The following is a 25,207-nucleotide window of genomic DNA, read 5'->3' on the forward strand; positions in this document are numbered from 1 at the left end:
AGGACCGGCCATGAAGATCGGGATCCTGTCCTACCACTTCCCGCCGGAGCCGGCCTTCATCCCGGGCAGCCTGGCCGAGGAGCTGGCCGCCCGGGGGCACGAGGTACGCGTCCTCACCGGCTTCCCGGACTATCCCGGCGGCCACGTCTATCCGGGCTGGCGGCAACGCTGGCGGCACCAGACCCAGAGCGAGCGGCTGACCGTCCGCCGGGTGCCGCGCTACACCGGAGGTGACGGCTCCGCCGGCGCCCAGCTGGCGAGCTGGCTCTCCTTCGCCGGCAGCGTCGCCCTGACCGGCCGTCGCTACCTGCGCGACGTCGACGCCCTGTACGTGTTCCAGCTGCCGCCGTTGACCTTCGCCGCCGCGGGCCTGCTCCGGCTGCTCGGTCGGGTGCCGACCGTGCTGCACGTGCAGGACGTCTGGTCCGCGGAGGACCGGACCGACGGTGGAGCGCGCGGCTGGTCGGGCCGGTTGGGGACGACCCTGCGACGGCTCTACCGGGAGGCCGACGGGATCGCCGTCAGCGCCCCGTCGATGCGAGGGCTGGTGGTCGACGGCGGCGCGGACCCGCGCCGGGTACGGACGGTGCTGAACTGGACGGACGAGCGGATCTTCCGGCCGACCGAGCCGGGTCCGGCCGCCCGGCGGCTGGTCCGCCGGGACGGCCGGTGCGTGGTGATGCACGCCGGGACGATCGGGGCGCGGCAGGGGCTGGAGACCGCGGTACGGGCGGCGGCGGCCCTGGACGGCCGGCTGGACCTCGTCCTGGTCGGTTCGGGGGCACAGGAGCGGCGGGTGCGGGGGCTCGCCGCGGAACTGCGGGCGGAGAACGTCCGCTTCGTGGAGCGGCGGTCACCGGTCGACATGCCGCAGCTCTACGCGGCGGCCGACTACCAGCTGGTGATGCTGCGCGACCGGCCCGAGCTGCGCGGCACCGTGCCCGGCAAGCTCCAGTCGGCCCTGGCCTGCGCGTCGCCGGTGGTCGCCTCCGCGGCCGGCGACACGGTGACGCTGGTCGAGCGGGCGCGGGCCGGGTTGTCCTGCCCGCCGGAGGACTGGGCCGCGCTGGCCGACCGGTTGTGGCTGGCCTCGGCCATCCCGCCGCCGGCCCGGGCGGACATGGGGCGGCGGGGGCGCGAGGCCTACCTGCGGGAGATGTCGCTGCGGGCCGGGGTCGACCGGATCGAGCGCCTGCTCCACGACGTGGTGGGGGGAGCCGGGCGGATCGATCGCCCCGCCGAGCGAAACTCGCGAAACGGATTCCCGGGATAAAGGACCGGAAACCACACATGAGGGGACGAGTTCGTGCTACAACACGATCAATGGTGGTTGTTGTCCGTTTTGTCGAGTGGGGAGTGCGGTGACCGAGAGCGGTGAGTTGCGGCGTCAACGGAGACGTGTCCGGCGTCGACGCCGGGCCCGGATCCGGCGTGCCCTGCTCAGCGGCCTGGTCGTCCTCTCGGTGCTGTCGCTCACCGCAGGCTGGATCGCATTCCGCGGTTGGCAGGCCCGCGCGCACCTGGTCAACGCGGCCGGACTGGCCCGGCAGCTCAGCGCTGACCTGGTCGGCGGCGACACCGCACGGGCCCAGCGGACCCTGGCGGCGCTGCAGGAACAGGCCCGCTCGGCGCGGGACGCGACGACCGGTCCCGCCTGGTGGCTCGGCCAGTGGAGTCCGTACGCCGGCGACGACCTGGCGACCGTCCACCTGATCGCCAGTGCCATCGACGACCTGTCCCGGCAGGCGTTCCCCGCCCTGCTGCGGGTCGACCTCTCCACCCTGGTGCCCCACCAGGGCGGGCTCGACCTGGGTCGGCTGCGTACCGTCGCCGGTGAACTCTCCGGCGCCGACCGCGCGGTACGCGACACGCGCAACCGGTTGGCCTCGGTCCCCACCGGGGACCTGGTCGCCCAGATCCGCGACGCGCTCACCGCGCTGCGCGCGGAGATCGACCGGCTGGCCGACCTGACCGGGGCCGCCGAGCAGGCCGCACGGGTGCTGCCGCCGCTGCTCGGCGCCGACGGGCCCCGACGCTATCTGCTGGTGTCGCAGAACCCCGCCGAGCTGCGGGCGACCGGGGGGATGTTCGGCGCCTACGCGGTGATCCGCGCCGAGGACGGCCGGATCCGGCTGGCCCAGCAGGGCACCAGCGGCGCGCTGCCGCGGCTCGATCCGCCCCTGCGGGTCGATCCGGAGCTGCGCCGGCTCTGGACCGACCTGCCCGGCATGTATCCGGCCGACGTCAATCTCGGCCCGCAGTTCCCGGTGGCCGCCGCGCTCTACCGAGAGATGGTCCGGCGGCGGACCGGCCTCGTCGTCGACGGGGTGCTGGCGGTGGATCCGGTGGTGCTGTCCCATCTGCTCCGGGCGACCGGACCGGTCTCCGTGCCGGGCGGTGCGGCGCTGACGTCGGAGACCGTGGTGCGGGCGCTGCTCAGCGACGCCTACCGGGACCTCGACCCGGCGGCGCAGGACGCCTACTTCGCCTCCGCCGCGTCGGCGGTGTTCGACGCCTTCCTCACCAGACGGGTGGATGCCCGCACCCTTCTGGGCGCTTTCAGCCGTTCTGTGGACGAACGTCGGATATTGTTCTGGAGTGCCCATTCGGAAGAGCAGCGCATCCTCGGCGACAGCCGGTTGACCGGGACGCTCCCCGAAAAGGACACCGTGCCGACGGTCGGCGTGTTCCTCAACGACGGCAGCGGCGCGAAGCTCGGCTACTACCTGAGGTTCTCGGCGAGCCTGACCGTCGGCGACTGCCAGCCGGAGGGTCGCCGGGAGTTGCGGTTGCGGGTCACCGTGCACTCCACCGCACCGCGCTCCGGCCTGAGCGAGTCCGTCACCGGCCTCGCCCTCGCCGGTGATCCGTACACCGCCCGCACCTTCCTGGCGGTGTACAGCCCCACCGGCGGGGCGGTGCTCGGCGGCCGGCTCGACGGGAAGGCCACGGCGATGGGCAGCGGGACCGACCGTCGCCGCCAGGTCACCGTCGCGACCGTCGAGGTCCGGCCCGGGGCCACCCGGACCCTCGACCTCACGCTGCTGACCGGTCGGACCGGCGTCGGTACCGCCGACCTGCTGCTCACCCCGACCAGCACGCCATGGACCACCCAAGTTGTTTCCGCACCAAGCTGTGACCAGTAGGAGGAACCCACCATGCGGCTATCCCGCATCATCATGGCGCTCACGGTCGGACTGGCCGTGGCGGCCGTGCCGACCGCGGCGGGCGCGGCCCAGCCGCAGCCTCAACCGTCGACGAGCCCGACCCAGCCGGCACCGTACCCACCGCAGCCGCCGGTGCTGACGCTGGACGACCCGACCATCTTCCTGGGGCAGACCTTCACCCTGCGGGGCAGCGGGTTCACCCCCAACACCACGGCGACGATCGACGTGACCGTCAGCGACCTGCCGGCCGCCGCGCCCGCCGCGGGCACGGCCCGGCAGAGCGACGGCAGCACCGTCGCCCTCGCCCCGGTCGCGTACGTGCTGCTGTCGGCGCCGCTGCACTTCACCGTCCAGGTCGACCAGAACGGCAACTTCACCACGACCTACCGGCCGGACCGGATCGGGCGGTACACCTTCACCGCCCGCGACGCGGTGACCGGGCAGACCGCCGTCACCACCGGCACCGTACTGCCACCGCGGCAGCCGAGGCCGCCGCACCACCACGGTGGGCTGCCGGTCACCGGGTCCAGCCTCAGCACGCCGATGAAGCTCGGCGGCGGTCTGGTCGGTGCCGGTGCCGTCCTGCTGCTGCTCTCCCTGGCCTGGCGTCGTCGGGGCCGGTTCGGCCTCGGCTCGCGCTGATCCGAGCAAGCACCGGGCCTGGCCCGGAGCACCGGGGGTGCCCGTCGGACGGTGGTCCGACGGGCACCCCCGCATGCGGGTGACCGGCACGATCGCCGGGTGGAGGCGAAAGTGGCGTGGACGGACCGGACCGGACTGGTCGAGTTGCCCGGTGGGGCCGTGGTCCGGGGTCGCCGGATCGCCGACACCGTGTCCCCCGCCGACTTCGCCCTGCTGCTGGCTCCCGGCCCGATCCCGCCCTGGCCCCACCGGCGGATCCGCTGGCCGGACTTCCTCGTGCCGCTGGACGGCGACGACGCCCGGGACGCGCTGCGGGAGGCGTGGCACCGGGCGTACGCGGGGGAGCGGGTCGAGATGGCCTGCCGGGGCGGCATCGGCCGGACCGGCACGGCCCTCGCCGCCCTCGCCGCCCTCGACGGACTGCCGCCGAACGGGCCCTGGCCTGGGTCCGCGCGCACCACCACCGGCGCGCGGTGGAGACCCCGTGGCAGCGGCGCTGGCTGCGCGGGGTCCGCTGAACCCGGCACATCTCGTCGAGGAGGGGCCGGCCCCGACTGACCGGGTCCTCCGGCCCACTTCCGCGCACCGGGCGCCGGGCATCGGGAAGATTTCCGGCACCGCGCGTCGGATCCGGCGCGCGTCGTTCGTGGAACAGGAGAGAGTGCGGCCGGACCGGCCGCCGGACAAGGGAGTCATCGGATGACGCGATACCTGATCTCGTTCGACGACGGCGCGATGGACCACATCCCCCAGGAGGAACTGCCCGACGTGCACAAGGCCACGCACGCGGTGGCTCAGGAGGCGATCAACGCCGGCGTGTGGGTGTTCGGCGCCGGGCTGGGACGCCAGCAGGCGAGCGTCGTGGCCACCGACGGGACGGTCACCGACGGCCCCTACCCGGAGACCAAGGAGGTCATCGGCGGGCTCGTGGTCGTCGACGTGGACTCCCGCGAGGAGGCGCTGGCTTGGGCTGCCAGGATCGCCGACGGGTGCCGCTGTGCGCAGGAGGTACGGGAACTCCTGCCCGACCCCGGGCTGGACGAGATGGTCCGCCGGGCCGACCGGCGCGGGTGAACTCCTGACGACGGTTCGTCGGGGCAACCCGCCGGGTCGGGGCAGGGGGCGTGCGGTCCGGCGGGACGGATCTCCCGCCGGACCGCACGCGTACCCGCCCGGGGCGTCAGTTCAGCGTGCAGGGGGCCAGGGCGACCAGGTCGGCGGGACGGTCCCCGGTGACCCGGCCGATGTCGGTGGCGATCCGGTTGAGCACCGCCACCCGCCTGTCCTTCAGCGGGCCGAGGATGGCGTTCTGGACGAAGTTCGGGCCGCCCTCGGGGCGTACCGCGAGGCGGGCCAGGCGGGCGTTCGCCTCGGCGATCTCGCGGTCGAGGTTGGCCAGTTCGGTCCGTACCCCGGCGGCGGCCCGGGCGGGGACGGCGGGCAGCCGGTCGGCGACGCTCGGGCAGTTCACCGTGCGGGCCACCCCGGCGTTCCCGTTGCCCGCGTTGCCGTTGCCCGCGTTGCCGTTGCCTCCGGCGTTACCGTTCCCCCCGTTGCCGTTGCCGTTGCCGTTGCCGTTGCCTGCGTCCGCGTTGCCGGGGGCGTTCAGGGTGCAGGCCGCGAGGTCACCCAGGGCGGGCCGCTGGCCGCCGACCCGAGCGATGTCGAGGGCGATCCGGTCGAGCACCGCCACCCGCTTGTTCCGCAGCGGGCCGAGGATGGCGTTCTGGACGAAGTTCGGGCCGCCCTCGGGGTGTACCGCGAGGCGGGCCAGGCGGGCGTTCGCCTCGGCGATCTCGCGGTCCAGGTTGCCGAGTTCCTTCTCCACCCCGGCGGCGGCCGCGGCCGGCACGGCGGACAGCTTGTCGCGTACGGTCGGGCAGTTCACCGTCTGCGCGCCCGCCGCCGCGTTCCCGGCGTCGCCCTGCCCGGCGTTCCCCTGGCCCGTGTTGCCCTGCGCCGCGTTGCCCGCGCCGGTCGCGGCGCCGAGGGTGCAGGTGGCGAGCTGGTCCAGCCCGGCGGGCGCGACGCCGCCGACCCGGGTGATGTCCAGCCGAATCCGGTCCAGCACCGCCCGGCGCTTGCCGGCGATGTCGGCGAGCTGGCCCTGCGCCGCCTTCGGCTCGCGGGCCAGTCGGGCGTTGACGTTGGCGATCTGGTTGTCCAGGTTGCGCAGTTCCTGGTCGACGCCGGCCTGCGCGGCTGCCGGCACCGCGCCGATCCGCTCCGCGACGCCCGGGCAGCTCACCGCGACGGCGGTCGTAGCCGGGTTCTCGTCGGCGGAGGCCAGTTGCAGTCCCGCACCCAGGGCGAGCGCCGCGAGGGCACCCACCCCGCCGAGCTTGAGGACCGCGTTCCTGCGGGTACGCCTGACCATGCACCTCTCCTCTGGTCGACCGCCGGCACCCGGCGAAGGTCGCCGGCGGCACGTGCGGCTCGTCCCGTCCGACCCGGCATGGCGGAGCGGGACCAGCCGTCCTGTCGCCCAGGGATACGAGGACCGAGGGAAGATCGTTCAACGGGCCGGGGCGGCCGGGGCGGTGGGCGGGTCAGGCCGGGGGGCGGGTGCTGCGCCGCACGATCAGCGGGGTGGCCAGTTCGATCCGGTGGCTGTCCAACTCCTCGCCGTCGATGAGGCCCAGCAGCATCCGGGTGGCCATGCCGGCCATCTCGGTGAGCGGCTGGCGGACGGTGGTCAGCGGCGGGGCCGACCAGCGGGCGGCGTCCAGGTCGTCGAAGCCGACCACGCTCACGTCGTCGGGCACGCGCCGGCCCCGCTCGTAGAGCGCCTCGTAGGCGCCCAGCGCCATCTCGTCGGAGCAGGCGAAGATCGCGGTGGGCGGGCGGGGCAGGTCGAGCAGGGCGTTGGTCTCCCGGTAGCCGGTGGGTGGGGTGAAGTCGCCGGTGCGGACGTAGCCGGTGGGCACCCGGTGCCCGGCGGCGTCCATGGCGGCCCGGTAGCCGTCCACCCGGGCCCGGCTGCACGGCACGCCGGGTGGCCCGCCGATCACCGCGATCCGGGTGTGCCCGAGCCCGAGCAGGTGTTCGGTGGCGGCCAGCCCACCGGACCAGTTGGTGGCGCCCACTGACGGGATGCTGGCGGCGGGCTGGCCGGCCGGGTCGATCACGACGACCGGTATCCCGAGCTTGTCGAGCTGGTCGTGCTGGCTGGGGGAGAGGTCGGAGAGGACCAGGAGCACGCCGTCGCAGCGGCGCGCGGAGAGCTGGTCGAGCCAGCGCCGGTCGGGTCGGGTGCGGTGCCGGCCGTGCACCGCCGACACCACCACCCCCATCCCGGCCCGGTAGGCGAGCTCCTCGACGCCGTCGATGATCTGCATGGCCCACGGGCTGCCCAGGTCCTTGAGCACCAGGTCGATCAGGCCCGCCCCGCCGGCCGGCCCGGCCGCCCGGCGGGCGGTGTAGCCGCGCTGGTCCAGCAGGTCCTGCACCCGCTGCCGGGTGGTCGGGGCCACGTCGGGCCGCCCGTTGAGCACCTTGGACACGGTGGGGATGGAGACCCCCGCCGCGGCGGCGATCTCCTGCAGGGTCGCCCGCTGGTGCCGCATGCCGGCCTCCTCGCCACTCGACGCGTACGACCGGCAGCATAGTCCGAAAGTTTCGGAGATTGGACCCGGTCGTGACCCATCCGTTAACCGCGTTGCCGAAGACATCGACGGTCACCCCTTGACCCCCGTTTCGGCGCGAACCTACGCTGCCCGGTACCGAAACTTTCCCGAAACTTATCGGACTCGCTGCCGGTCCCGGTCGGCCGGAGCTTGGAAAGGATGTGATCGGCGATGCGTCGACGCGATCTCCTGGGCGGAGCCGTCGGAGCCCTGCTCACCGCCGGCGTGCTCGGCTCGACCTCCGCCTGCGGCAGCTCCGGCCCCAGCGGTGGTGGCGGCGGCGACCAGCTCCAGTTGTGGGCGTTGCAGGACGCGCAGTACGTGCGGGTCGTCCAGCCCGCGATCGACACCTTCAACGCCGGCGCCAAGGCGAAGGTCCGGTTCTCGGGCTTCGTCAACGACGCCTACAAGCAGAAGCTCCAGGTGTCGATGGGCTCGCCGCAGGCGCCCGACATCTTCTTCAACTGGGGCGGCGGCAACCTCGCCCAGTTCGTCGACGCCAAGCAGGTGGTCGACCTGACGGACCGGACCGCCGGCCTGGCCGGTGACTTCCTGCCCAGCGTGCTCTCCGTCGGGCAGGTCGCCGGCCGGCAGTACGCGCTGCCGATGAACGGCATCCAACCGGTCATCTTCTTCTATCACAAGGCCGTCTTCGCCAAGGCCGGCCTGCAACCGCCGAGGACCTGGGACGAGCTGCTCTCCGTGGTCGACGCGTTCAAGGCCCGGGGCGTCACCCCGATCGCCCTGCCCGGCTCGCAGGGCTGGACCGAGCTGATGTACCTGGAATACCTGCTGGACCGGGTCGGCGGGCCCGACAAGTTCGCCGCCGTCGCCGCCGGCAAGCCGGGCGCCTGGTCGGACCCGGCGATGCTCAAGGCCGTCACCATGTGCCAGGACCTGGCCGAGCGGGGTGCCTTCGGCACCAACTTCGCCTCGGTCAACTACGACAACACCGGCGCCTCCCGGCTCTTCGCCACCGGCAAGGCGGCCATGTTCCTCATGGGCAGCTGGGAGTACGCCACCCAGCTGACCAACAACCCGACCTTCATCAAGGGCGGCCAGCTGGGCTGGCTGCCCTTCCCCTCGGTCCCCGGGGGCGCCGGTGACCCGGCCGCGGTGGTCGGCAACCCGAGCAACTACTACTCGGTCTCCGCCGGGTCGAAGCACGCCGACGTGGCGGTCGACTTCCTCACCCGGACGCTGACCTCCGAGTCGTACGTCAAGGCGCTGATCGACGTCGGTCAGGTGCCCGCCGTCAAGGGGGTGGAGGCCAAGCTCGCCGGCACCCCGGGCGCGGACTTCACCACCTTCACCTACCAGCTCGTGTCGAAGGCGCCGTCGTTCACCCAGTCCTGGGACCAGGCGCTGAGCCCGTCCGTCGGCGCCGAACTGCTGACCAACCTGCAGAAGCTCTTCCTCGCCAAGCTCTCGCCGGCGCAGTTCGTCGCCGCGATGGGCACGGCGCGGTGACCACGACCGTGCCGGCCACCGGCCGGGTCGGTGCCGACCGGCGTCGGCACGGTCGACCCGGCGTGCTCTGGGCGCTGCCGGCCGGACTGTTCTTCGTCCTCTTCGGCCTGGCCCCGATCGCGGTCGTCGCCGGCCTGAGCCTCACCCGGTGGAACGGGCTGGGCGACCCGGCCTGGACCGGACTGGCCAACTGGCGGGCGCTGCTCGACGACGCGGACCTGGGCCACGGCATCGGGGCGACCGTCCTGCTCACCGTGCTCTGCTGGGCGGTGCAGACACCGCTCGCGCTGCTGCTCGGGGTCTGGGCGGCCGCGCCGCAGCGCAACCGGGCGATCCTCTCCGCCGCCTTCTTCCTGCCCCTGCTGCTCTCCACCGCGGCGATCGCGCTGGCCTGGTTGTCCCTGCTGGACCCGAACTTCGGTGCCGCGGCGACCGTCGGTCCGTGGCTGGGCGCCCCCGACGGCAACCTGCTCGGCGACCCCGACCGGGCCCTGTACGTGGTGGCGTTCGTCATCGCCTGGCAGTTCGTCCCGTTCCACACGCTGATGTACCAGGCCGCCGTCCGGCAGATCCCGGCCAGCCTCTACGAGGCCGCGGCGATCGACGGCGCCGGCCGGGTACGCCAGTTCCGCGCCGTCACCCTGCCGCTGCTGCGACACACGATCGTCGCCTCGTCGGTGCTCATGATCGTCGGCTCGCTCACCTACTTCGAGTCGATCCTGCTGCTCACCGGCGGTGGGCCGGGCACCGCCACCCGGGTGCTGCCGCTGCACATGTACATCAAGGGCTTCGTCGGCTTCGACATGGGCTACGCCAGCACCCTGGCGGTGCTGCTGGTCGCCGTCGGCACCGTGCTGTCCGTGCTGATCGTCCGCACCACCGGCTACCACCGGATGACCAGCGACCGGGAGGGACTGTGAGCCGGCCATCGACCCTCGGCACGACCCGCCCCCGGCAGCCGGCGACGGCTGCGCCGCCCGGTCGCACCCCGACCCCGCCCCGGCGGCGTCGCCACCGCGGCGTCAACCTGCCCGCCGGGGTGGCGGCGACGCTCTGGCTGCTCGTGGTGGTGCTGCCGCTCTACTACATCCTGGTGACCAGCCTGCGGACGCCGGAGGGCTACCTGACCGAGGGCGCGCTCGCCCTGCCCCGGACGCTGAGCCTCGACAACTACGCCCGGGTCCTCGGCCTGGGCTTCCCGCGCCTGCTGGTCAACAGCCTGGTGGTGACGGTGTCGACGGTCGTGCTGGTGCTCGCCCTCGCGCTGCCGGCGGCGTACGCCATCGTGCGTGGCGTCAGTCGGGCCGTGCGGGTCGGGTTCTCCCTGTTCCTGCTGGGCCTGGCCATCCCGGCGCAGGCGGTCGTCATCCCGATCTACCTGATCATCACCCGGCTGCGGCTCTACGACTCGCTGCTCGCGATCATCCTGCCCACGGTGGCGTTCGCCCTGCCCATGTCGGTCGTCGTGCTCACCAGCACGCTGCGCGACATCCCCGTCGAACTGTACGAGGCGATGACCGTGGACGGCGCCGGCCCGGTGCGGGTCTTCGGCCGGCTGGTGGTGCCGCTGGCCCGACCAGGGCTGATCAGCATCGGCATCTTCAGTGGACTCGGCGCCTGGAACGGCTTCCTCTTCCCCCTCGTGCTCACCCAGAGCCCCGAGCAGCGGGTGCTGCCGCTGGGCCTGTGGAACTTCCAGAACCAGTTCGGCACCGACGTGCCCGGCCTGATGGCGCTGGTGGTGTTCTCCGCGCTGCCGGTGCTGACCCTCTATCTCTTCGGCCGGCGCCACCTGCTCGGTGGCCTCACCGCCGGCTTCGGCAAGTGAGCACGTGACCCGCCCCGACCCGCGACAGGAGACGTCCGCATGACCAGCGGGGTTACCGACCAACCCACCACCACGCGGGTGATCCGCAACCCGGTGCTGCCCGGCTTCCACCCGGACCCGTCGATCCTGCGGGTGGGGACGGACTACTACCTCGCCACCTCGACGTTCGAGTGGTACCCGGGGGTGCGGGTGCACCACTCCCGGGACCTGGTCCACTGGCGACCGCTCGGTGGCATCCTCACCGAACGCCGGCTGCTGGACCTGACCGGCACGGCCGACTCCTGCGGCGTCTGGGCACCCTGCCTGTCGTACGCCAACGGGCTGTTCCACCTCGTCTACACCGACGTGGCCAGCTTCGCCGGCGGCTACTGGGACCCGCAGAACTACGTGGTCACCGCGCCCGACATCACCGGACCGTGGTCCGACCCGGTCGCGGTGCACGCCCACGGCTTCGACCCGTCCCTGTTCCACGACGAGGACGGCAGCACCTGGCTGCTCGCCATGCGCGCCGACTGGCGGCCCGGCCGCAACCCGTTCGGCGGGATCGAGATCCAGCGCTACGACGTGGCCGCCGGCCGGACCGTGGGGGAGCCGCGGTTGATCTTCGAGGGGACGGCCGCCGGGGTCACCGAGGCGCCGCACCTCTACCGGCGGGACGGCTGGTACTACCTGCTCACCGCCGAGGGCGGCACCAGCTGGGAGCACCAGGTGACGGTGGCCCGCTCGCGGGCGCTGTTCGGGCCGTACCGACCGGACCCGGACGGGCCGCTGATCACCTCGCACGGCCGGCCCGACCTGCGGCTGCAGAAGGCCGGACACGGCAGCCTGGTCAGCACCCCCGCCGGCCAGTGGTACCTGGCCCACCTCACCGGCCGCCCGTACGCGCCGCTCGGCGACTGTGTGCTCGGGCGGGAGACCGCGTTGCAGGTGGTCGACTGGACCGATGACGGCTGGCCCCGGGTGGCCGGCGGGGTGCCCGCCGAGACCGTGCCCGCCCCCGACCTGCCCGCCGCCCCGGTCCCGCCGGAACCGGCCGTCGACGACTTCGACGCGCCCCGGCTCGGCCCCAACTGGTCGACGCTGCGCCGCCCGGCCACCCCGGACTGGGTCGACCTCACCGCCCGCCCCTCGTACCTGCGGATCGTCGGCGGCCAGTCGCCGGTCGGCCGGCACCGCCCCAGCCTGGTGGCCCGCCGGGTCACCGACCCGCACTGCGCCCTGGACACCGTGCTGGAGTTCGCGCCGACCACGTTCCGGCAGCTGGCCGGGGTCACCGGCTACTACAACAGCCGCAACTGGCACTACGCGTACGTCAGCCGGGACGACGACACCGGGGAGCGGGTGCTGGCGGTGCTCAGCTGCGACTCCGGTCGGCGGACCGCGTACCCCCAGGTGACCGTGCGGCTCGGCGACCGGCGCCGGATCGGGCTGCGGGTCGTCTTCGACGGCCCCGTGCTGCGCTTCGGGTACGACCTCGGCGACGGGTGGCGGCACCTGCCGCTGGTGCTCGACGCGACGATCCTCTCCGACGAGCACGCCGCGCGGCCGGTCGACGGCGAACCCACCGGCTGGGGCTTCACCGGTGCCTTCGCCGGGCTCTGGGTGCAGGACATCGGCGCGGACGGCGGCTACGCCGACTTCGACTCGGTCACCTGGCGCACCGGCGTCGACGCGACCCGGCTGCCCCCCGCCACCCCCTGACCTCCGACTCCCCACCACCCTCGCGCGTCCGGTCCGTCGGGGGACCAGCGCGTCGTGACCCGGGCCGGCCGCGATCGGGCGATCTTGCGGGATACTCTCCCTGGTCATGAGAGCTCGGCTCCGGAACGCCGCGGTCGCCGCCGTACTCGTCACCGTCGGCACGCCCACCCCCGTACCGGCCGCCCCGGCCGCGCCGGCGGCCTCGGCGGCGCCGGCCGCCGCGCCGGTGCCGTGCCCGAAGGCGCCCGCGCCGGCGGTGACCCGGCCGCCCCCTGGTGCCGCCGCCCGCCGTACCGGCGGACCGCGCCGTCGGTGGTCCCGCGCTCGACACGCCCGGGCTGGTGACGCCGGCCGGCGCACCCGCGCCGCCGGCCGTCACCGCCACCAGTTGGCTGGTCGCGGACCTCGACACCGGCGCGGTGCTCGGCGCCTGCGGCCCGCACGAGTACGGCACCCCGGCCAGCGTGCAGAAGCTGCTGCTCGCCGCGACGATGCTGCCGAAGCTCGACCCGAAGCAGGTGGTCACGGTGACCCCGGCCGACCTGGCCATCACCCCGGGCAGCTCCGCCGTCGGCCTGCTGCCCGGCGGCCGGTACCCGGTGGAGACGATCTGGCTCGGGTTGCTGCTGAACTCCGGCAACGAGGCCGCCAACGTGCTGGCCCGGCTCGGCGGCGGCACCGCGGGTGTGGCCGGCGGGGTCCGCGCGATGAACGAGGAGGCCCAGCGCCTCGGTGCCCGGCAGACCCGTGCCGTCACCCCCTCCGGCCTGGACGGCAAGGGACAGTTCACCAGCGCCTACGACCTGGCCCTGATCGCCCGGGTCTGCTTCGCCGACCCGCTGTTCCAGCGCTACGCCCTGACCGAACGCACCCAGATCCCGGCGCAGCCCGCCCTGAAGAAGGGCGGCTTCCAGATCCAGAACGAGAACCAGCTGATCTACCGGTACCCCGGTGCGCTGGGCGGCAAGACCGGCTTCACCGAGCTGGCCCGGCACAGCTACGTCGGCGCCGCCCGGCGCGACGGCCGGCGGCTCGTGGTCACCCTGCTCGGCGCCGAGGCCCGGCCGGTGCGCGGCTGGCAGCAGGGCGCCCAACTGCTCGACTGGGGTTTCGCCCTGCCCCGGGACGCCTCGGTCGGCCGGCTGGTCACGCCGGGAGAACTCGACCGGGCGGCCGAGGCGGTGCCGAGCCCCGCCCTGGTCGCGTCGACCCCGCCGCCACCGTGGCGCGGTCCGGCCGCCACCGCCGGCCGGCGGATCGCCGACGGTGACTGGCGGGTCATCCTCCCGGTGGCCGGTGCCGCCGCCGTACTGGTGGGCGGGGGCGGCGCTGCTGGCCGCCCGCCGTCGCCGACCCCGCCGCCGCGGCTGACCGCCGGCCCGACCCGCCCCGCGCCGGTCGGATCCGTCGCGTTGCCGCCCGGTCCGGGCGGGCGCGGCCATAGGGTCGGGGCATGCCGGCCCGCCGCGCGCCGATCAGCCCCCGGACCGCGTTCCTGCTGGTGATGCTCGTGCTGCTGGGCGTCTTCGTGCTGACCCGGCGCGCCCAGGTGGCCGCCGCGCTGCACGCGCTGCGGGACGCCCATCCGGTGACGGTGACCGCCGCCGTGCTGGCGTCGGTGGCCACCATCCCGCTGAGCGCCTGGGGGCTGCGGCTCGCGGCGGCCGACCGGATCCCCTTCGGCACCACGGTGGCGGTGCAACTGGCATCGGCCTTCGTCAACCGGCTCGCGCCCGGCGCCGTCGGCGGGGTGGCACTCAACCTCCGCTACCTGCGCCGGCAGGGCCTGCCGATGCCGGTCGCCGCCACCACCGTCGCCGTCGACCGGATCACCGGGGTGCTGACGGTGGCCTTGCTGCTGCCCGTCCTGCTGCCGTTCGCCCGCGGCTCCGGGCACCACCTGCTGGCCGCCACCCTCCGCCGGGGCCCCACCCTGCTGCTCGCCACAGCGATCGCGTTGCTGCTGGTGGCGGTGCTGCTCGCGGTGCCCCGGCTGCGGGCCCGCGTCCGGTCCGCCCGCCGGCAGGCGGTCACTGCGCTGCGGTCGTTGGCCCGCAGTGGCCGGGTCCTGCGGCTGCTGGGCGCCAGCGCCGCGCTCACCCTCACGTACGCGGGCGCGCTCTGGCTGAGCCTCCTCGCGGTGGGGCTCCGGGCCGAAGCGGCCCTGCTCGCGCCGGTGGTGCTGGTCTCCGTGGTGGGGGAGGGCGTGGCGTCCGCCGCCCCGACGCCCGGCGGCCTCGGCGCCACCGAGGCGGCCCTGGTCTCCGGGCTGCTGCTCTACGGCGTCCCGGTGGACACCGCCGTGGCCGGGGTCCTGGTCTACCGGCTCGCCACCTTCTGGCTCCCTGTCCTGCCCGGCTACCTGGCGCTGCGCGTGCTGGTCCGCCGGCAGGTGGTCTGAGGGAGCGGACGGGGCACCTGCAGGCGCTACGCGGGACTGGACCGGCCACCGGCGGGTAAGCGCGCCCGCATGAAGGGCCGGGGTCGCATCGTGGTGGTCTCGGCGGACGTGGGCGCCGGCCACGACACCGCCGCGGCCGAACTGGCGCGCCGGCTGCGCGACCGGGGCTTCACGGTGGACCGGCGCAACCTCCTCGACGTGCTGCCCCGACCCGCCCGCTGGGCCTTCCGGGAGGCGTACCGGGGCATTCTGCGCTGGCTGCCCTGGGGCTACGAGGCGCTGTTCACCCTGACCAGCCGGTCCCGGCTGACCGTTTCGGTGGTCCGTGCCCTGCTGCGTCCCGTTCGGCACCGGCTGGGACGGGCGATCCCGCCGGACACCCGGGCGGTGGTGACGACCTATCCGTTCGCCAACCAGCTCCTCGGGCCGCTGCGTCGGCAGGGGCAGCTGGTCGTTCCGGTCATCTCGTACGTCACGGACTTCGTGGTCCATCCCACCTGGCTCAGCCCTGGCGTGGACGTCTACTGCACCGTCCGGCACGCCGAGGTGCAGCCCTCCGACGCCGCCGACGGAATCGACGTGGCGGTCGTGCAGCCGCTGGTCTCCGCCGCGTTCGCCGGCGCCTCGCCGGTCGACCAGCGACAGGCCAGGCGGCGGTTCGGGCTGCCCGACGGGGAGCGCCTGGCACTGATCGTGGCCGGGGCGTGGGGCGCCGGGGAGGTGGAGACCACGGTGGCGGAGATCGCCGCCGCCGGGATCGTCCGACCGGTGGTGGTCTGCGGTCGCAACGAGGCGCTGTACCAGCGGCTGCGGCAGGACCGGGAGCACGTCTTCGGCTGGGTCGATGACATGCCGTCGCTGATGCGGGCGGTGGACGTGGTGGTGGAGAACGCGGGCGGGCTGACCTGCCAGGAGGCGCTGGCGTGCGGGGTGCCGGTGCTGACGTACCGGCCGATCCCCGGGCACGGCCGGGCGAACGCCTCGATCCTGGAGCGGGCGGGCCTCACCCGGTGGGTGCCGACCGCCGCGCACCTCCGCCCGGCGCTGGCCGCGCTCGCCGACGGGGATCACCTGCCCGCCCCTGGCCCGGGTTCCCGGGTCGACCTGGCCGGTCTGGTCGCCGACGCGGCAACCGTGCCCGGCGGCGCCGGGGCGTACGACGGGCGGCGCGGCGCTTCCGCACCGACTCGCTCGGCGACGCCGTGGCGGTGGTCGTGGCGCTGCTCCAGTCGCCGGGCGGGCCGCGGTGACCGGTGCGGCCGGCGGCTGCTGGCCGGCGCGGGCACGGCCGTTGCGCTGCATTTCGCCCCGGCGGTCACCGCGCTGCCGGGACGGTCCGGGCGGCTGCTGCCCGGGCTCGCCGGGCTGGGCCCGCCGGACCGGGTGGCGTTGACCTTCGACGACGGTCCCGACCCCGAGTCCACCCCGCGCTTCCTGGAGGTGCTGGCCGCGTACCGGGTGCGGGCCACCTTCTTCCTGCTCGGCTCCCGGCTGCTCCGCTCGCCCGCGCTCGGCCGGGAGATCGTGGCGGCCGGTCACGAGGTGGCGCTGCACGGCTGGGACCACCGGAACCTGCTGCGGCGCGGACCGGTCGGCACGTGGCGGGACCTGGCCGGCGGCCGGGCGCTGATCGCCGCCGTCACCGGCCGTGCGCCGCGGTTCTTCCGCCCGCCGTACGGGGTGCTGACCGGCGCGGCGCTGCTCGCCGCCCACCGGTTGGCGCTGCGGCCGGTGCTCTGGACCTGCTGGGGGCGGGACTGGACCGGCTCGGCCACCCCGGAGTCGGTCCTGCGCACCGTCCGTTCCGGCCTGACCGGTGGGGGCACCGTGCTGCTGCACGACGCCTCCTCCGGTACGGCGGCCCCGGGGGCCTGGCGGGCCGGCCTGGCCGCGCTGCCCCGGCTGCTCGACGAGTGCCACTGGCGGGGCTGGACGGTGGGCCCGCTGGCCGAGCACGGCAGCGCGGCGCGGTGATCCTCGCGGTGCTGGCCGCGCTCGTCGCGGCCTTCTCCTTCGCCCTCTCCACGACGATGCACCAGCGGGCGGCGAAGCGGCAGCCGGACAGCCGGGCGCTGGATCCCCGGCTGCTGTTCCGGCTCGTCCGCACCCGGCTCTGGCAGCTCGGCTGGGCGCCGGACGTGGCCGGGGTGGCGTCCCAGGCGGTGGCCCTGCGCTACGGCCCGTTGGCCGTCGTGCAGCCCCTGCTTGCCAGCGGGCTGTTCATGGCCATCCTGATCGAGGCCGCCTGGAACCGGCGGCCGGTGCAGCGCCGGGACCTGGCCGCGACCGTGGTCGGCGTCGTCGGGCTGGTGGCGTTCGTGGTCACCGTCGACCCGCGGGCGGGGGTGGCGGATCCGGGCGCGACCGCGTGGTGGTGGGTGGCGGTGGGCACCGGCGGCGTACTGGCCGCCTGCCTGCTCGCCGCCCGGCGGACCCGGGGCGCGGCCCGGGGCGCGCTGCTCGGCGTGGCCACCGGCGTCCTGTACGGCGTCGCCTCGGCGCTGCTCAAGTCGGTTGCGACGCGGTTCCACGGCGACCCGGCGGCGCTGGTCCTCGACCCGAGGTTCGTCGCGCTGGTGCTGGTCGCCCTGGTCGGCGTCCAGCTCAACCAGAGCGCCTTCCAGAGTGGGCGGATCGCCGCCCCGTTGACCGCGCTGACCCTGTCCGAGCCGGTCACCGGCGTCCTGATCGGGTTGACCGCCTTCCACGAGGCCCTCTCCCTCTACGGCCTCCGGATCCCGCTGGTCGCGCTCGCCGCGGTGGCCATCGTGGTGGGCGTCTGGCTGGGCGGCACCGCGTCGCGCGCCGACCGGGAAGCCGCCGCCCGTGGCATGGGCCGGTGAGTCGCCGGTCAGGCCTGGTGGGGTGTCCGCGCCTGACCGGCGTGGCGGTCAGGGTCGGGGCTCGGCGTCCCCGCCGGCGCGGATCCGGTCCGCCTCGGCGTCGTCCGCGCCGACGGGGGTGCCGTCGGAGTCGCGGGTGGCGTCGGTCAGGTCGGTGTCGGCCCCGGCGCGGGCCGCGTCGGCGCGGGCGTCGTCCGCGCCCACCACCGGGCGGTCGGAGTCGGGGCCGGTCTCCTCGGTGAGGTCACCGGCGGCGGCCAGGCCCAGCGGGGCGTACCTGGGATCGGTCATGGTCTCTCCTCCTTCGACGTCCTGCACCCCAGGGCTACCCCGGACGCGTCCCGCCGACACCGGGCCCGCCCCGCCGGCGGCGGGGATGGGTCAGCGGGCGGGGTCGGGGAGGCGGCGCAGGCCGTCGACGAGCCGGGTCGGGCCGCCGGTGGCGGGTGTCGGACCGGCCGGCAGCCGTTCGGGCACCCGCAGGCCGACCCGGGCGCCGCCGTCCGGCCCGGTGCCGACGGTGAGTCGTCCGCCCAGCGAGCCGGCCACCGCGCGGACGATGGCCAGCCCCAGGCCGGTGCCGGTCGCGGTGGGACGGCCGGCCTGCCCGGCCAGCAGCTCCGGCACCGCCTCGGCCGGGATCCCGGTGCCGGAGTCGTGCACCTCCACCGTCCAGCCGGTCGCGTCGCGCCGGCCCACCAGCGCGATCCGGTCGCCCGGCCCGGTGAACTTGACCGCGTTCTCGATCAGGCAGTCGAGCGCCGCCTCGAGGCGTTCCGGGTTGACCCGGCTCAGCCCGATCGTCGAGTGTGCCGACCAGTCCCGGGCGGCCGTCGGTGACCAGCGGCGCACGATCCGGGACAGCTCGGCGTCCAGGTCGACCGGGCGTACGAGGTCGGGCTGTTCGAGCTGCATCAGGGTGACCAGACGGTGCGCGATCCGGGTGGCCTTGTCCAGCTCGTCCAGCATGACCGCGGTGTCCTCCAGGGTCGCGGGGTCGTCGTGGGTGCCGCGCAGCAGCTCGGTGTAGCCGCGGGCGATGGTCAGCGGGGTGCGCAGCTCGTGGGAGGCGAGCCGGACCAGCAGCTCCTGCCGGTGGGCGCGGTCGCGCTCCGCCGCACCGATCCGGCGCATCTCGTGCAGCAGCACGTGCCGGCGGTGCACGTGCCAGGCCATCACGATGAAGATCACCGCCATCAGCGGTTCCTCGGCGGTCTCCTCCCAGCGGATCTCGCCGACCGCGGCGTGGTGGGCGAGGATCGCCCCGGTCGTGGTGGTCACCGCCGCCAGCGCGGCCACCATCCACGACAGCGGCCAGGTGGTGAAGCCGTAGACCAGGGCCAGGCTGATCCAGACCAGGTGGAACGGCACGGTCTCCTGACCGGGCAGCAGCCACATCAGCACCACGTTGACCGCGGCGAAGAGGATCCACACCCGGGCGAGCAGCCGGTCAGTCGACGGCGTACGCATAGCCCACACCGCGTACCGTCTCGATCCGGTCCGGCCGGTCCAGCCGGCCGCGCAGCCGGCGGACGGAGACGTCGACGACGTTGCTGCCGGGGTCGAAGTGCAGCCCCCACACGTCGGCGAGCAGTTCGTCCCGGCTGCACGGTCGGCCGGCCCGGGTCATCAGGTGCTGCAGCAGCAGGAACTCGCGCAGCGGCAGGTCCACCTCGACCCCGTCCACGGTGGCCCGTCGGCGGTGCAGGTCCAGCCGGACCGGCCCGACGCCCAGCCAGCGGGCGGCGTCACCGGCTGGTGTGCCGCGCATCCGGGCGCGTACCCGGGCCAGCAGCTCGGCCACCGCGAACGGCTTGCCCAGGAAGTCGGCGGCACCGGCTTCCAGCACCGCCACCCGGGTGCTGATCTCCGGCACGGCGGAGAGCACCAGCACCGGCTGGTCCGGTCGGCGGCGCAGCAGCCGGTCCAGCACCTGCCGGCCGTCCAGGCCGGGCAGCATCAGGTCCAGCACCACCAGGTCGAAGTCGCGGTGCAGCGCGGCGTCCAACCCGGCCGGCCCGCTCGCGGCCCGCTCGGTGAGCAGCCCGCCGCCCTCCAGCGCCCGGGTGACCAGGCGCCCGATCCGGTCGTCGTCCTCGATCACCAGTACTCGTCCCACCGTGCCCCCACAGACCTCGGCGACTTTCTGGTTCCTTTATGAAGCCCTGCTCACGTTGGGCCCGCCACCGCCCGAACGGCGCGGTTTCCTGTCGCCGTTCCGACAGCGCCCGGGCCGCCGGATGACGCTCGGATGACGGCGTCGTCATAAACCGTCGTCGGCGGCCCACCACCGCCCATGCTCCACAGACCGGCCCGGCCGCATCCGTCGCGGCCGTTCTCCGCCGAGCGAGGGGGTGAGGGCATGCCGCGCCGTTCCGTCCGGGCACGCTGGCTCGTGTCCGCCAGTTGCCTGCTGATCGTCGGGTTCGTCGTCCCACCCGGGGCGGCGGCGGCCGAGCCGACCACGGGCGCGGTCACCCTGCAGGTGGCCAGCGCCCGCACCGTCGGCCCGGCGCCGCAGGTCCAGCAGGGCGACCCGGTGGCCGACTACCACTGGCTGATCACCGCCGACGACGCCGGCGACCCGCACGACGACCCCGCGCACTGCCTGCCGGCCCGCGCCGGCGTGGCGAGCACGCCGGACTTCGCCGACCACTGTCGCTGGCCGTCCATCCGGAACACCCCGGGCGCGGTGCCGGTGGTCGCGCAGGGCGACCAGGCCGCCCTCTCCTCGGGTACGCCGTTGCAGGACCTGCCCGCCGGCCGCTACCTGATCTCGGTGACCGCCGACGGCTACAAGATCGACGGCGAGCACTTCACCGTCACCGCCGGACAGACCACCGCCGTCACCGTCGGCATGCAGCCCTACCCGTTGCCGCTCGGCACCGTCCGGCTGCGGATCTTCGAGGACAGCGTCCCGGTCGACGGCACGTACGAGGTGGGCGCGGAGCGCGGGCTCGCCGGCTTCACCGCGCACCTGGCCGACGTGATGGGCGAGGTGACCGTCGACTACTACGGCAACCCGCTCTGCACGAAGTACAAGCACAGCGCGCCCGACCCGAGCCACCCGGCGGGGCAGATCGTCTTCGTCGACGGCAAGCCGGTCGTCGAGACCGAGTCCACCGGCTGCCGCAGCGACGCGAGCGGCGACATCGTCATTCCCAACCTCGGCCCCGACCGGTATGCCGCCCAGGTCGTCGCCCCCGGCGGGCAGAGCTGGGTGCAGACCACCACCCTGGAGGGCGGCCACGACTGGGACGTCTGGGTGCAGGAGGGCGACACCGGGTACGACACCGAGCAGAGCCTCGGCGGCGAGCCGGTGCCGTACGTCGACTTCGGGTTCGTCTCCCCGAAGGCGCTGACCGGCACCGCCACCGGCGCGGTCACCGGGACCGTGGTGCAGGCGTACACCTATGTCGGCGGCCAGGGCGGGGTCACGCTGCCGGCCGACGGGGTGGCCGGCGCGAAGATCGCCGGACCGGTCGCCCGCCCCTGGGTGGCCCTGTCCGACCTCGGCGACGGCGACCGGATGGTCTATCTGGACCGGGGCGCGGCCGACGGCTCGTTCACCGTTCCGCACGTGCCCGACGGCGACTACCAGCTGACCCTCTGGGACGGCCCGCAGGAGATGCTGCTCGACTCGTTCAACGTCACGGTCAGCGGCGGGAAGACCGTCGACATCGGCGCCAAGCCGCTGGTCGGCTGGTTCACCGAGATCACCGGCACGGTCTTCGTCGACACCAACGGCAACGGCCGGCGGGACACCGGTGAGAGCGGCGTGCCCCGCTTCCCGGTGGTGCTCAAGGAACGCGACAACTCCCTGATGGACCAGGGCACCAACAGCGTGGTCACCGACGCCGCCGGGCACTACGCCATCTCCGAGGCGTACCCGCTGACGAAGTGGCTGGTGCTGGAGGCGTTCAACACCCGCTACAAGACCACCGGCATCACCTACCAGGCGGCGAACGAGCCGACCCCGACGACGCTGCTCGGCGCGGCCGTCGACGTGGACGTGCTGCCCATCATCGGCCTCACCGGCCGCGTCGACTGGGGGGTGAAGCCCTACCAGGGGGCCGAGAACGGCGGCATCGCCGGCACCGTCACCTACGACACCACCCGCAACGAACTCGACCCGCAGTACGCGGTCACCGAGCCGTACCAGCCGGGCATCCCCGGCATCAAGGTCCACCTGTACGCGGTGGTCCGCGACGACAACGGCGAACCGGTCCACGAGGCGGACGGCTCGCTCAAGCGCGGCCCGGAACTCAACGACGCGTACACCTCGGAGACCTGGGCGCCCGGACGCGGCTGCACCGCCCGGATGTTCGACGGCCGACCGCTGACCGACCAGCTCGCCCTGCCCGACTTCGGCACCGAGGCGAACCAGCTCTGCGTGGAGGCCCCGATGATGGGCTTCCAGGCCGCGCCGACCGACAACGACCCGGCGAACTTCGGGCAGACCGTCAACGGCAACTACGCCTTCGCCGACTCGAAGCTCAACCTGATCCCGCCGGGTGACCCGACCAACCCGGGCCCCGACCACGACCTGCCGCTGTACGCCCCGCTGCCGGACGGCACGACCCAACCGCTCCCGCCGGACGACTACCTGGTCAGCGTGGAGAGCCCGACCAACCCCGTCGGCGGCGGCGCGATCTACCAGCCCACCCGGGAGGAGGACGTCAACGTCTTCGACGGCGACGGCTTCCTGCCGCAGGAGAACTTCCCGCCCTCCGCCGAGCAGGCCGGTGACCAGCCCGCCCCGCCCGACCCGCAGCCCGACCCCGGCCAGCCGCCGTCGCAGGGCAACGGCATCAACTCGGCCTGCGCCGGCCGGCTGCACACCGTGCACGTCACCGACCCGGGCTTCCTCGACGGCGGCGGCAGCCCCTTCGAGGGCCAGCAGCGCCCGCTCTGCGACACCAAGCTGGTCGAGGTCCGCGCCGGTCAGGCCAGCGCGCCCAACTTCAACCTCTTCACCCCGGTGCCGCTGCCCACCCACTTCTGGGGCCTCGTGATCAACGACCTGGGCCTGACCCGAGACAAGCGCAGCAGCAACTTCGGTGAGGCCGAGGGCATCCCGAACGTCCCGGTCGGCCTCTACGACTGGGCCGGCCGCCTGGTGGACACCGTGGACACCGACTTCAACGGCATGTACGAGGCGATCGAGCCCTCCACCAGCACGTACAACTGCCCGCTGCCGGCCGGGCCGTGCCCGAACATGTACCGGTTCGTCGGCAACGACCCCGGCCAGCCCGGCCATCTCAACGGCAACTGGAACCCGCGCTACCGCACCATCGCCACCAACTTCCAGGCCTGGCCGGGGCTCTACACGGTGACCGACACGGCGCCGACCCAGGTCGCCGCGATCGGCATCGGCGCCGGGTCGGGGCAGCTCGGCGCGGTGCAGTGCGACCCGGCCGCGCAGACCCCGCAGCTCTTCGCGGCGTCCCGGCCGTTCCTGCGCAGCACCGACACCGACCGGCGGGTCACCCTCACCGGCACCGGGTTCGGCACCCGGGGGCCGCGCAGCGCGGTCCGGTTCGACAGCGCCGGCACCGACCCGACGGTGACGATCAACTCCTGGTCGGACCGGCGGATCGAGGTGACCCTCACCGGCGGCTCGGTCGGCCCGGCCGAGGTGGGCGTCACCGCCGACAACGGTCAGCAGACCACCAACGGGCTCACCTTCCAGCTGCTCGGCACCACCTACGGCACCGGCATCGGCGGTGCGGCCAACCCCCGGCTGTTCCAGGTGAAGCCGCCCGGCTGGGCGGTCCGCACCGGGGAGACCACGTACGCCTCCGTGCAGGCGGCGCTGGAGGCGGCGGCCACGGCCGGTGGCATCGCGGTCGTCGCGGTCTGGCCGAACAGCCCCGGCCCGGACAACCCGGCCGGCGCCTACTTCGAGAACGTGGTCGTGCACTCCTCGGTGCGGTTGCAGGGCGTCGGCCCCGGCGGCCGGTACGCCGACGGCACGGTGGTCGCCGGGTCGATCCTCGACGGGCGCGGCTTCGGCATCGACAACCCGACCGGCGTGGCCTGGCTCAACCTGGTCGCCTCCGTCCCGCACGCCGGCCCCGCCTCGGTGCCCGACGGCGCGGTGGTCACCGTGCTGGCCCGCGCCAACCAGTTCACCGCCGGGAACGCGGTCACCGTCGACGGGTTCCGGATCACCGGCGGCAACCAGTCCGACTTCGCCGGCAACGTCAACGACGTGACCGGCGGCGTCACCACCCCGTACGGCGCGCCGGGCGCGGTGGTCACCCAGGGCGGCGGGATCTACCTGCACGGCGCCGCCCGCTACGCCCAGCTCACCGACAACGTCATCGTCGGCAACAGCGGCTCGTACGGCGGCGCGGTCCGGGTCGGCACGCCCTATCTGAACACCGGCAACGACCACGTGACCATCGCCCGCAACCAGATCCGGGACAACGGCGGCACCAACCTCGCCGGTGGCATCGGCATCTTCGCCGGCAGCAACGCCTACTCGGTCGACCACAACGCCATCTGCGGCAACTTCTCCGCCGAGTACGGCGGCGGGGTCAGCCACTACGGCCTCTCCTACAACGGCCGGATCGCCGACAACCGGATCTGGCTCAACCAGTCGTACGACGAAGCCGGCGGCGTGATGGTCGCGGGGGAGCTGCCGGCCGACCCGACGAAGCTCTCGCCCGGCTCCGGCGCGGTGGAGATCGACTCCAACGTGATCGAGGCGAACCTGGCCAACGACGACGGCGGCGGCCTCCGGCTGCTCCAGGCCGGCGACGTGCCGATCTCGGTCACCGACAACATGGTGGTGGACAACATCTCCACCCACGAGGGCGGCGGCGTGGCCCTCGACGACGCCACCGACGTGCGGTTCGTCAACAACACGGTGACCGGCAACATCACCACCGCGACCGCCGCCACCAGCACCGGCCGGGCCGCCCCCGCCGGCCTGTCCACCGCGGCCAACAGCGAGCAGCTCCAGGCCACCCTGCCGGCCGGCGCGCCGACCTTCAGCAAGCCGAAGCTGTTCAACAACGTCTTCTGGGACAACCGGGCCGGCGAGTGGGACGGCGTACGGGTCAACGGCATCGGCGCCGCCGACGCGCCGGCCGGCGAGGCCGTCCGGCACTGGGACCTGGGCTCCGCCGACGGGGTGGGGCCGCTGACCCCGACGAACTCGGTGCTCCAGGACACCACCGGCACCACGCTCAGCAGCACCAACCGGGTCGGCGTCGACCCGCAGTTCCGGACCCCCTTCCCGGTGTCGGTGTCGATCCTCACCTCGCGGACGTTCCCGTCGTTCCGTCAGGCGGTGATCGTGCTCCAACCGGCCCCGCTGACCGCGATGGGCGACTACCACCTGGCCGGCGCCGGTTCCCCGGCGAACGACCTCGGGGTGCCGTCGCGCACCTACGGCACCTTCACCCTGACCGCCCCGACCGACGACATCGACGGCCAGCCGCGCAGCACCTCCCGCCCCGACGCGGGCGCCGACGAACTGTCCTGAGCCGTCCGGGCGGCCGGCCCACACCGGCCGCCCG

Annotated in this window: 17 protein-coding genes and 2 pseudogenes; 14 read left to right on the plus strand and 5 right to left on the minus strand. The window is 74.3% G+C overall.

All coding sequences use genetic code 11. The features are described 5' to 3' along the window. The first annotated feature begins 10 nt into the window (after positions 1-10). The 5 genes and pseudogenes from MRQ36_RS26485 to MRQ36_RS26505 all read left to right on the plus strand — a co-directional run bounded on the left by MRQ36_RS26485 (position 11) and on the right by MRQ36_RS26505 (position 4,883). Positions 11-1,273, plus strand: a complete 1,263-nt coding sequence (locus tag MRQ36_RS26485) for a glycosyltransferase family 4 protein (RefSeq protein ID WP_242799441.1) — start codon at positions 11-13, stop codon at positions 1,271-1,273. Positions 1,274-1,361: 88 nt separating this feature from the next. Next, the gene (locus tag MRQ36_RS26490) at positions 1,362-3,146 is read left to right on the plus strand and encodes a DUF4012 domain-containing protein (RefSeq protein WP_242799442.1); all 1,785 of its coding nucleotides are present in this window, start codon (positions 1,362-1,364) and stop codon (positions 3,144-3,146) included. Between the two features lie 12 nt (positions 3,147-3,158). After that, complete coding sequence (locus MRQ36_RS26495; RefSeq protein ID WP_242799443.1) at positions 3,159-3,809, plus strand: hypothetical protein; 651 nt, start codon at positions 3,159-3,161, stop codon at positions 3,807-3,809. Between the two features lie 111 nt (positions 3,810-3,920). Then, positions 3,921-4,327, plus strand: a pseudogene (locus MRQ36_RS26500) (protein phosphatase). A gap of 181 nt (positions 4,328-4,508) precedes the next feature. Then, positions 4,509-4,883 (plus strand): YciI family protein, encoded by a 375-nt coding sequence (locus MRQ36_RS26505; protein WP_242799444.1) that lies wholly within the window; start codon positions 4,509-4,511, stop codon positions 4,881-4,883. Positions 4,884-4,989: 106 nt separating this feature from the next. Here MRQ36_RS26505 and MRQ36_RS26510 read toward each other — a convergent pair whose 3' ends face one another. Together MRQ36_RS26510 and MRQ36_RS26515 are read right to left on the minus strand one after the other, a co-directional pair. Then, on the minus strand, positions 4,990-6,186 hold the full coding sequence (locus tag MRQ36_RS26510) for a hypothetical protein (protein WP_242799445.1): 1,197 nt from the start codon (positions 6,184-6,186) through the stop codon (positions 4,990-4,992). A 172-nt stretch (positions 6,187-6,358) separates the two neighbouring features. Then, complete coding sequence (locus tag MRQ36_RS26515) at positions 6,359-7,375, minus strand: LacI family DNA-binding transcriptional regulator (protein WP_242799446.1); 1,017 nt, start codon at positions 7,373-7,375, stop codon at positions 6,359-6,361. Between the two features lie 231 nt (positions 7,376-7,606). Between MRQ36_RS26515 and MRQ36_RS26520 the strand changes: the two genes are divergently transcribed. The 8 genes and pseudogenes from MRQ36_RS26520 to MRQ36_RS26555 all read left to right on the plus strand — a co-directional run bounded on the left by MRQ36_RS26520 (position 7,607) and on the right by MRQ36_RS26555 (position 17,678). Next, a complete protein-coding gene (locus tag MRQ36_RS26520; RefSeq protein ID WP_242799447.1) occupies positions 7,607-8,905 on the plus strand; it encodes an ABC transporter substrate-binding protein in 1,299 nt (432 codons plus the stop codon). After that, positions 8,902-9,825, plus strand: a complete 924-nt coding sequence (locus MRQ36_RS26525; RefSeq protein WP_242799448.1) for a carbohydrate ABC transporter permease — start codon at positions 8,902-8,904, stop codon at positions 9,823-9,825. The genes MRQ36_RS26520 and MRQ36_RS26525 overlap by 4 nt, the downstream gene beginning before the upstream one ends. After that, on the plus strand, positions 9,822-10,733 hold the full coding sequence (locus MRQ36_RS26530) for a carbohydrate ABC transporter permease (protein ID WP_242799449.1): 912 nt from the start codon (positions 9,822-9,824) through the stop codon (positions 10,731-10,733). Before MRQ36_RS26525 ends, MRQ36_RS26530 begins: the two co-directional genes overlap by 4 nt. Positions 10,734-10,772: 39 nt before the next feature. Beyond that, positions 10,773-12,434 (plus strand): glycoside hydrolase family 43 protein, encoded by a 1,662-nt coding sequence (locus MRQ36_RS26535; RefSeq protein ID WP_242799450.1) that lies wholly within the window; start codon positions 10,773-10,775, stop codon positions 12,432-12,434. Between the two features lie 106 nt (positions 12,435-12,540). Beyond that, a pseudogene (locus tag MRQ36_RS26540) lies at positions 12,541-13,805 on the plus strand (D-alanyl-D-alanine carboxypeptidase family protein). A gap of 82 nt (positions 13,806-13,887) precedes the next feature. Continuing rightward, entirely contained in the window at positions 13,888-14,835 is a 948-nt protein-coding gene (locus MRQ36_RS26545) for a lysylphosphatidylglycerol synthase transmembrane domain-containing protein (RefSeq protein WP_242799451.1), read from the plus strand. Between the two features lie 69 nt (positions 14,836-14,904). Beyond that, positions 14,905-16,809: a polysaccharide deacetylase family protein gene (locus tag MRQ36_RS26550; protein WP_242799452.1), complete on the plus strand. Its 1,905-nt coding sequence runs from the start codon at positions 14,905-14,907 to the stop codon at positions 16,807-16,809. Beyond that, positions 16,806-17,678: a DMT family transporter gene (locus MRQ36_RS26555; protein WP_242799453.1), complete on the plus strand. Its 873-nt coding sequence runs from the start codon at positions 16,806-16,808 to the stop codon at positions 17,676-17,678. Before MRQ36_RS26550 ends, MRQ36_RS26555 begins: the two co-directional genes overlap by 4 nt. Positions 17,679-17,726: 48 nt before the next feature. On the opposite strand, the gene MRQ36_RS26560 is transcribed toward MRQ36_RS26555, so the two are convergent. The 3 genes from MRQ36_RS26560 to MRQ36_RS26570 all read right to left on the minus strand — a co-directional run bounded on the left by MRQ36_RS26560 (position 17,727) and on the right by MRQ36_RS26570 (position 19,782). Then, a complete protein-coding gene (locus MRQ36_RS26560; RefSeq protein WP_242799454.1) occupies positions 17,727-17,969 on the minus strand; it encodes a hypothetical protein in 243 nt (80 codons plus the stop codon). 90 nt (positions 17,970-18,059) lie between these two features. Beyond that, entirely contained in the window at positions 18,060-19,148 is a 1,089-nt protein-coding gene (locus tag MRQ36_RS26565; RefSeq protein ID WP_242799455.1) for a cell wall metabolism sensor histidine kinase WalK, read from the minus strand. Next, complete coding sequence (locus tag MRQ36_RS26570) at positions 19,129-19,782, minus strand: response regulator transcription factor (RefSeq protein WP_242799456.1); 654 nt, start codon at positions 19,780-19,782, stop codon at positions 19,129-19,131. The genes MRQ36_RS26565 and MRQ36_RS26570 overlap by 20 nt, the downstream gene beginning before the upstream one ends. 258 nt (positions 19,783-20,040) lie before the next feature. On the opposite strand from MRQ36_RS26570, the gene MRQ36_RS26575 reads away from it, so the two are divergent. Then, positions 20,041-25,173 carry an IPT/TIG domain-containing protein gene (locus tag MRQ36_RS26575; protein ID WP_242799457.1) on the plus strand — a complete coding sequence of 1,711 codons (5,133 nt, stop codon included), beginning with the start codon at positions 20,041-20,043 and terminating at the stop codon, positions 25,171-25,173. Positions 25,174-25,207 lie beyond the last annotated feature (34 nt).

It is taken from the genome of Micromonospora sp. R77, assembly GCF_022747945.1.
Classification (GTDB): Bacteria; Actinomycetota; Actinomycetes; order Mycobacteriales; family Micromonosporaceae; genus Micromonospora.

Bases quoted from the DNA above. Each gene is read 5' to 3' on its own strand.
- MRQ36_RS26485 (WP_242799441.1), top strand. From the start codon at position 11: ATGAAGATCGGGATCCTGTCCTACCACTTCCCGCCGGAGCCGGCCTTC.
- MRQ36_RS26495 (WP_242799443.1), top strand. From the start codon at position 3,159: ATGCGGCTATCCCGCATCATCATGGCGCTCACGGTCGGACTGGCCGTG.
- MRQ36_RS26505 (WP_242799444.1), top strand. From the start codon at position 4,509: ATGACGCGATACCTGATCTCGTTCGACGACGGCGCGATGGACCACATC.
- MRQ36_RS26510 (WP_242799445.1), bottom strand. From the start codon at position 6,186: ATGGTCAGGCGTACCCGCAGGAACGCGGTCCTCAAGCTCGGCGGGGTG.
- MRQ36_RS26515 (WP_242799446.1), bottom strand. From the start codon at position 7,375: ATGCGGCACCAGCGGGCGACCCTGCAGGAGATCGCCGCCGCGGCGGGG.
- MRQ36_RS26520 (WP_242799447.1), top strand. From the start codon at position 7,607: ATGCGTCGACGCGATCTCCTGGGCGGAGCCGTCGGAGCCCTGCTCACC.
- MRQ36_RS26535 (WP_242799450.1), top strand. From the start codon at position 10,773: ATGACCAGCGGGGTTACCGACCAACCCACCACCACGCGGGTGATCCGC.
- MRQ36_RS26545 (WP_242799451.1), top strand. From the start codon at position 13,888: ATGCCGGCCCGCCGCGCGCCGATCAGCCCCCGGACCGCGTTCCTGCTG.
- MRQ36_RS26550 (WP_242799452.1), top strand. From the start codon at position 14,905: ATGAAGGGCCGGGGTCGCATCGTGGTGGTCTCGGCGGACGTGGGCGCC.
- MRQ36_RS26560 (WP_242799454.1), bottom strand. From the start codon at position 17,969: ATGACCGATCCCAGGTACGCCCCGCTGGGCCTGGCCGCCGCCGGTGAC.
- MRQ36_RS26565 (WP_242799455.1), bottom strand. From the start codon at position 19,148: ATGCGTACGCCGTCGACTGACCGGCTGCTCGCCCGGGTGTGGATCCTC.
- MRQ36_RS26575 (WP_242799457.1), top strand. From the start codon at position 20,041: ATGCCGCGCCGTTCCGTCCGGGCACGCTGGCTCGTGTCCGCCAGTTGC.